The organism is Salinicola sp. (assembly GCF_982684285.1).
The window spans coordinates 1-5,803 of the sequence record NZ_CEXLVS010000253.1; the positions used below are offsets into that span (position 1 = coordinate 1).

The window sequence follows — 5,803 nt, forward strand, 5'->3', positions numbered from 1 at the left end:
CCTGAGTGGTAATGGAGATTTCACGATTCAGGCGCTTCTTCAGAGCCTCGGCGAGCACGTTCTGCTGGGCGTCATCCAGTTCGAAGGCGGAGACGATGGTGACATCGACCCGCTTCTCTTCCTGGGCGCGCAGCGCCTCGAACTCGTCAAAGATGTCGGGCAACGCAGCCAGACGTCCCTTTTCGCCGACGAGGTGCAGGAAATTGCCCACGCTCTCGTCGAAGGGTTGGTCTTCGCAGACTTCCAGCAGCAGACGCGTCTTGTCGTCAGCGGTCAGCCGCGGGTTGCCGAGTATGCGTTCACGGACATCGCTGTCACCGGCCGCCTGGGCGACCAGTGACAGACTCTGGGACCACGCTTGGAGCGCCTTGTTATCGCGCGCGAACTCGAACGCCGCCTTGGCGTAGGGTCGAGCGACGGTAGCCGATTCAGCCATGGTGCGCCTCCTTAGAGCTCGGCAGCGAGCTTGTCGACGAGCTCACGATGCTTGGCTTCGTCGATGGAGGACTCCAGGATGCGCTCGGCGCCGGCCACGGCCAGCAGCGATACCTGGGCACGCAGCTCTTCCTTCGCGCGATTGATCTCCTGATCGATTTCGCTGCGAGCGCCTTCGATGATGCGCTCGCCTTCGGCCCGCGCGTTGTCGCGGGCTTCTTCGACGATCTGATTGGCCCGCTTGTTGGCCTGTTCCAGGATCTGCTGCGCCTGCTCCTTGCTCTCCCGCAGTGTCTCTTCGGCTTTTTCCTGAGCCAGTTCGAGATCACGGGTCGCACGGCTGGCTGCATCCAGACCATCGGCAATCTTCTTCTGTCGTTCCTGCAGGGCCTGCATGACCGGCGGCCATACATACTTCATGCAGAACCAGACGAAGACGGCAAAGGCAATGGCCTGACCAATCAGTGTAAGGTTCAGATTCACGCCAGCACCTCTCGCGTCACGGGTTTGGGGTTAGGGTCACCGGGGGCCTCGCGGGCCTCGAGGCGACGTTAACCGACAAACGGATTGGCGAAGGTGAAGAACAGGGCGATACCGACACCGATCATGGTCACGGCGTCGAGCAGGCCGGCGACGATGAACATCTTGACCTGCAGCTGCGGGATCATTTCCGGCTGGCGCGCGGCGCCTTCCAGGAATTTGCCGCCGAGAATGCCGAAGCCGATGGCAGTGCCGAGGGCACCCAGGCCGATCAACAGAGAAACGGCAATTGCGGTCATGCCCAGAACTTGTGCTTCCATGGTTCTCTCCAGTTTCAGTCGAGTCTTGCTCAGTCGAGTTTTACTAAGGGTCAGGGGTTAACGGGAACGCGTCTCAATGCTGCTCTTCCGTCGCCATACTCAGGTAGACGATGGTGAGCATCATGAAGATGAAGGCCTGCAGCGTGATGATCAGGATGTGGAACACCGCCCACGGGAAGTGCAGTGGCAGCTGCCACAGTCCGATCATGGCTATCAGGATGAAGATCAGTTCGCCGGCGTAGAGGTTGCCGAACAGTCGCAACGCCAGCGAAACCGGTTTGGCCAACAAGGTAACGAGTTCAAGCAGTAAATTGACCGGAATCAACAGGATCTGGGCGAATTTGTTGGACGTACTGAAGGGATGCAGCGTCAGTTCGGCGACGAAACCGGACAGCCCCTTGGTACGGATGGAGTAGAAAATGATCAGCGCGAAGACGGAGAGCGACATGCCGAGCGTGGCGTTGACGTCGGTGGTGGGAACGACCTTGAAATAGACGTGGGCCGGGTCGGCACCGAACCAGGCGCCGATTTTCTGCGCCAGCATCGGCAGGAAGTCCACCGGAACCAGATCCATGATGTTCATCAGGAAGATCCAGCAGAAGATCGTCAGCGACAGCGGCGCGATCAGGCGGCTCTTGCCATGGAACGTCTCGCGCACGGAGTTATCGACGAACTCGACCATCATCTCGACGAAGTTCTGCAGACCGGTCGGCACGCCGGTGGAGGCGCGCTTGGCCACCAGACGGAACAGGTACAGGAACAGCACCCCGAGGCCGATCGACCACAGCATGGTATCGACGTGGATGGCCCAGAATCCCATGGCCTTGGCCTCGGCAGCGGAATGAGCCATCGACCAGCCGTTTTCCGGATGCAGACCGAACGTCATGTTCTGCAAATGGTGCTGGATGTACTCCGTACTCGTCATGTTGTTGCCAGCCATGGTTCAGCCTCGAGATTGAATGTGTGACGGGCGGCGCAGGAGCCAGGGCCCCACCCAGTGCACCAGCAGCGTCAGCACATAAGCGCCAAAGAAGAAAGCGGGGTTTGAGGGGGGCTCGGTCACGAACACCAGCGTGAACAGTACCGCCGTCAAACCGAACTTGCCGGCCTCGGCGTGGTAGAAACTCTTGACGATGTATCTTGCCTGCGCCGCACCCTGATAGCGAAAGGCGCGCCAGGCGAAGAAGGCGTTGGGAATGGCGGCAACGAGACCACCGGTCAAAGCGGAAAACGCCGTTCCCCGGTCCCAGCCCCCCCAACCGATGAGGACCAGCCCCATCACAACGCCGCACTGTAGCAGGATCAACCCCGCGATTCGCGGTCTTGGAAGCTTGGCCGGTGCCGCTGGTTGCATGGCGTCGGTCTCGCCGTTGAGTCCTGGGATGATGTTGTTGTTTCCACGTGCGATGTCTGCGTTCGGCGTCAGCCTGGCAAATCTCGGCGGATTATAGAGAAGCGGTCATGCCGCTTCAACCGAACCTGCACCGATCTGATGCGTCTGTTCGAGTAAACGATCACGAAAAGTGCGCAAATTCCGTTAACGCGCTAAATGTTTTCCCCTCTCGTCGCGCCACCGGATGATGACCTTGTCAGCGGATATGGCCCAGTATGCCGTCCAGCTCGTCGAGGCTGGTGTAACGGATGGTGACCCGTCCCTTGCCGGAACTGTTGTGGTGAATCTTGACCGGCGCACCCAACAGGTCGGCCAGGCGATTCTCGAGCCGGCCCACGTCCGCCGGCGGCTTCCTGGTATCGGCCTTCGTCTGGCCACTGGCAATCTGCTTGACCAGGGCTTCGGTCTGGCGCACGGTCAGCTCGCGGGCCACGACTTCGTGGGCCGCATGGCGCTGCTTGGCGGCCGGCAGGCTCAGCAGGGCGCGGGCATGCCCCATGTCCAGATCGCCACGCTCGAGCAGCGTCAGCACCTGCGGATCCAGCGCCAGCAGGCGAAGGAGATTGGCAACCTGGGCCCGCGAACGCCCGACCGCATCCGCAACCTGCTGCTGGGTCAGTTCGAACTCCTCGAGCAGGCGCTTCAACGCCATCGACTCCTCGACCGGATTGAGGTTCTCGCGCTGGATGTTCTCGATCAGGGCCAGCGCCAGGGCGACCTCGTCGCTGACCTCGCGAATCACCGCGGGAATGGTCTCCAGCTCGGCCAGTTGCGAGGCCCGCCAGCGGCGCTCGCCGGCGATGATCTCGTAGCGCTCTGCGCCAATTTGTCGCACCACGATCGGCTGCATGACGCCCTGGGCCCGGATCGAATCGGCCAGCTCCTCCAGGGCCTCGGGCTGGATATCGCGCCGCGGCTGATACTTGCCGCGGGTCAACTGTCGCAGCGGCAGGCGTTCGAGCCGCTCCTCGGCGGCATCGAATCCCGGCGGCGACTGGGCTGGCGAAGGCTTGTCGGAACCGGCTTCCGGCGACACGCTGTCGCGGCGACGGGCACTGGAACCGATCAAGGCATCGAGGCCGCGGCCCAGGGGGCGTTTGCGCGTCGTCATGGGATATTCCTCGCAGCAGTCATCGTCATTACAGCGCCAGCCGGCGAATCAGTTCCTTGGCCAGCACGCGGTGCGCCTGGCTGCCACGCGAGAGACGCGCGTACTTGGTGACGGGTACGCCGTGACTGGGCGCTTCCGCCACCCGGACGTTACGCGGGATGGTGGTCTTGAGTAGAGAATCGCCGAAATACTGGCCGAGCTGCTTGCTGACGTCGCGGGTCAGGCTGTTGCGCGGGTCGTACATGGTTCGCACGATGCCGAATATCTCGAGCGTGGGGTTCACGCTCTCCTGGATCTGCTCGACGGTATCGAGCAGCGCCGAGAGCCCCTCGAGCGCGTAGAACTCGCACTGTACCGGGATCAGCACGCCATGGGCGGCCGTCAACGCATTGACCGTCAGCATGTTGAGGGACGGGGGGCAGTCGATCATCACCACGTCGTAGTCGGCGGCGACGCTCTGGATGGCTGCCTGGAGCACCCGTTCACGGCCCTCGCGATCGAGCAGATCGACTTCGGCGGCGGTCAGGTCGCCATTGCCCGGCAGCAGCGCGTACCCGGCCACGGCACAGTCGACGATCACCTCGGCGGCGCTCTTGTCGCCCAGCAGCACGTCGAGCACGCTGCCGTCGAGATCGTGTTTGTCGACGCCGCTGCCCATGGTGGCGTGCCCCTGCGGATCGAGATCGATCAGCAGCACGCGTCGATCGAGTGCCGCCAGGCAAGCCGCCAGATTGACCGCGGTCGTCGTCTTGCCCACGCCGCCCTTCTGGTTGGTCAATGCAATGATTCTGGTCACTGGCGACTCCCTTCGTCGAGACTGATCCTGTGGATCGCGAGCGATCCGCTGGCGCTGATCCGGCATGACGCCGACGCCGCTGTTCATCACGTCTGGCTCATGACGAGCCTACTGCCGATGATCCGAGTCTTCGTTCCGTCCGAGGCGGAGCAACTGACGCTCGGCGTCATCCGCCCCAGGCACCGCCAGGGCGAGGCGCTCGCGCACCACGACATGGGGCGGCAGCGATTCGAGTTCCCGGGGTTCGAGGCTCCCTTTCATCGCCAGCCATTCGCCACCTCGGGCCAGTAGCGGTTCGGTGAGCCCGATGAAATCGCCCAGCGCGGCGAAAGCGCGCGAGATGACCTGATCGAACGTGGCGTCGAAAGATTCGACCCGAACCTGCTCGCAGCGCACGTTGTCGAGCCCCAGTTCCATCACCGCCTGGCGCTGGAAACGGACTTTCTTGCCGTTACTGTCCAGCAGCGTGACCTGAAGCCCGGGATCCAGAATCGCCAGCACCAACCCCGGAAAACCCGGTCCCGAACCGACGTCCAGCAGGTTGGTGCCGCCCACGGCGAAAGCGACGCTGGCGCTATCCAGCAGATGACGGCCAACCATCGCCTCGGGCGAGCGTACTGCGGTGAGGTTATAGGCGCGATTCCACTTGTGCAACAGCGAGAGCAGCGACAACAGTCGCTGGCGCTGCCCACGCTCGGTGGCGATTCCGAGAGCCGCCAGGCCCTCGTCCAGCAGTCGTTCACACGCTGGCGTCATGCGCTCAATGCCCGGCTGTCGTCGATCAGTCGACGCTTCTTGAGATGGATCAGCAGAATCGACACCGCCGCCGGCGTGACGCCGGAGATGCGCCCGGCCTGGCCGAGGGTTTGCGGTCGGGCCTGCTCGAGCTTCTGGCGAATTTCGTTGGAGAGCCCCTCGACCTTGGCATAGTCCAGCGATTCGGGCAGCGGCGTGGCTTCGTGGCGGCGCAGGCGATCGATCTCTTCCTGCTGCCGCACGATGTAGCCCTCGTACTTGGCCTCGATCTGCACCTGCTCGGCCACCAGCTCGTCGCCGACGGCCTCGCCCTTGAGCGTGGCCACGTCGGCGTAGGTCAGCTCGGGACGCTTGAGCAGCTCCATCAGGCTGTACTCATGCGACAACGGCTGACCGAGCTTCTCGGCCACGCGCTCGCCGGCCTCGGTCTTCGGCTGGACCCAGGTCGAACGCAGCCGTGCACTTTCCCGTTCGATCCTGTCGCGCTTGGTCTCGAAGGCAGACCAGCGATG

The 5,803-nt window shown here is 63.0% G+C and carries 8 protein-coding genes and 1 pseudogene; all 9 read right to left on the reverse strand.

From position 1 onward, the window contains the following. Positions 1-436 (reverse strand): F0F1 ATP synthase subunit delta (locus tag AC3AYF_RS17375; RefSeq protein ID WP_487780084.1); only part of this gene is annotated, 436 nt, incomplete at its 3' end. Between the two features lie 11 nt (positions 437-447). Continuing rightward, positions 448-918, reverse strand: coding sequence for a F0F1 ATP synthase subunit B (locus tag AC3AYF_RS17380; protein ID WP_149435119.1), 471 nt, complete (start codon positions 916-918; stop codon positions 448-450). Positions 919-986: 68 nt separating this feature from the next. Beyond that, a complete protein-coding gene (atpE, locus tag AC3AYF_RS17385) occupies positions 987-1,235 on the reverse strand; it encodes a F0F1 ATP synthase subunit C (protein ID WP_011508579.1) in 249 nt (82 codons plus the stop codon). Between the two features lie 73 nt (positions 1,236-1,308). Continuing rightward, on the reverse strand, positions 1,309-2,175 hold the full coding sequence (atpB, locus tag AC3AYF_RS17390; protein ID WP_295040198.1) for a F0F1 ATP synthase subunit A: 867 nt from the start codon (positions 2,173-2,175) through the stop codon (positions 1,309-1,311). A gap of 3 nt (positions 2,176-2,178) precedes the next feature. Continuing rightward, the gene (locus tag AC3AYF_RS17395; RefSeq protein WP_487780085.1) at positions 2,179-2,589 is read right to left on the reverse strand and encodes an ATP synthase subunit I; all 411 of its coding nucleotides are present in this window, start codon (positions 2,587-2,589) and stop codon (positions 2,179-2,181) included. Between the two features lie 235 nt (positions 2,590-2,824). After that, on the reverse strand, positions 2,825-3,739 hold the full coding sequence (locus AC3AYF_RS17400; RefSeq protein ID WP_295040690.1) for a ParB/RepB/Spo0J family partition protein: 915 nt from the start codon (positions 3,737-3,739) through the stop codon (positions 2,825-2,827). 28 nt (positions 3,740-3,767) lie between these two features. After that, complete coding sequence (locus AC3AYF_RS17405) at positions 3,768-4,535, reverse strand: ParA family protein (protein WP_295040691.1); 768 nt, start codon at positions 4,533-4,535, stop codon at positions 3,768-3,770. A 108-nt stretch (positions 4,536-4,643) separates the two neighbouring features. Beyond that, positions 4,644-5,291, reverse strand: a complete 648-nt coding sequence (gene rsmG, locus AC3AYF_RS17410; protein WP_295040693.1) for a 16S rRNA (guanine(527)-N(7))-methyltransferase RsmG — start codon at positions 5,289-5,291, stop codon at positions 4,644-4,646. Continuing rightward, positions 5,288-5,803 (reverse strand): annotated as a pseudogene (gidA, locus tag AC3AYF_RS17415) (tRNA uridine-5-carboxymethylaminomethyl(34) synthesis enzyme MnmG); the annotation flags it as partial. The pseudogene gidA and the gene rsmG, both read right to left, overlap by 4 nt.

Excerpts from the sequence above, each read along its gene's own strand:
- AC3AYF_RS17395 (WP_487780085.1), bottom strand. The coding sequence starts at position 2,589 with ATGCAACCAGCGGCACCGGCCAAGCTTCCAAGACCGCGAATCGCGGGG.
- atpB (WP_295040198.1), bottom strand. The coding sequence starts at position 2,175 with ATGGCTGGCAACAACATGACGAGTACGGAGTACATCCAGCACCATTTG.
- AC3AYF_RS17400 (WP_295040690.1), bottom strand. The coding sequence starts at position 3,739 with ATGACGACGCGCAAACGCCCCCTGGGCCGCGGCCTCGATGCCTTGATC.
- atpE (WP_011508579.1), bottom strand. The coding sequence starts at position 1,235 with ATGGAAGCACAAGTTCTGGGCATGACCGCAATTGCCGTTTCTCTGTTG.
- rsmG (WP_295040693.1), bottom strand. The coding sequence starts at position 5,291 with ATGACGCCAGCGTGTGAACGACTGCTGGACGAGGGCCTGGCGGCTCTC.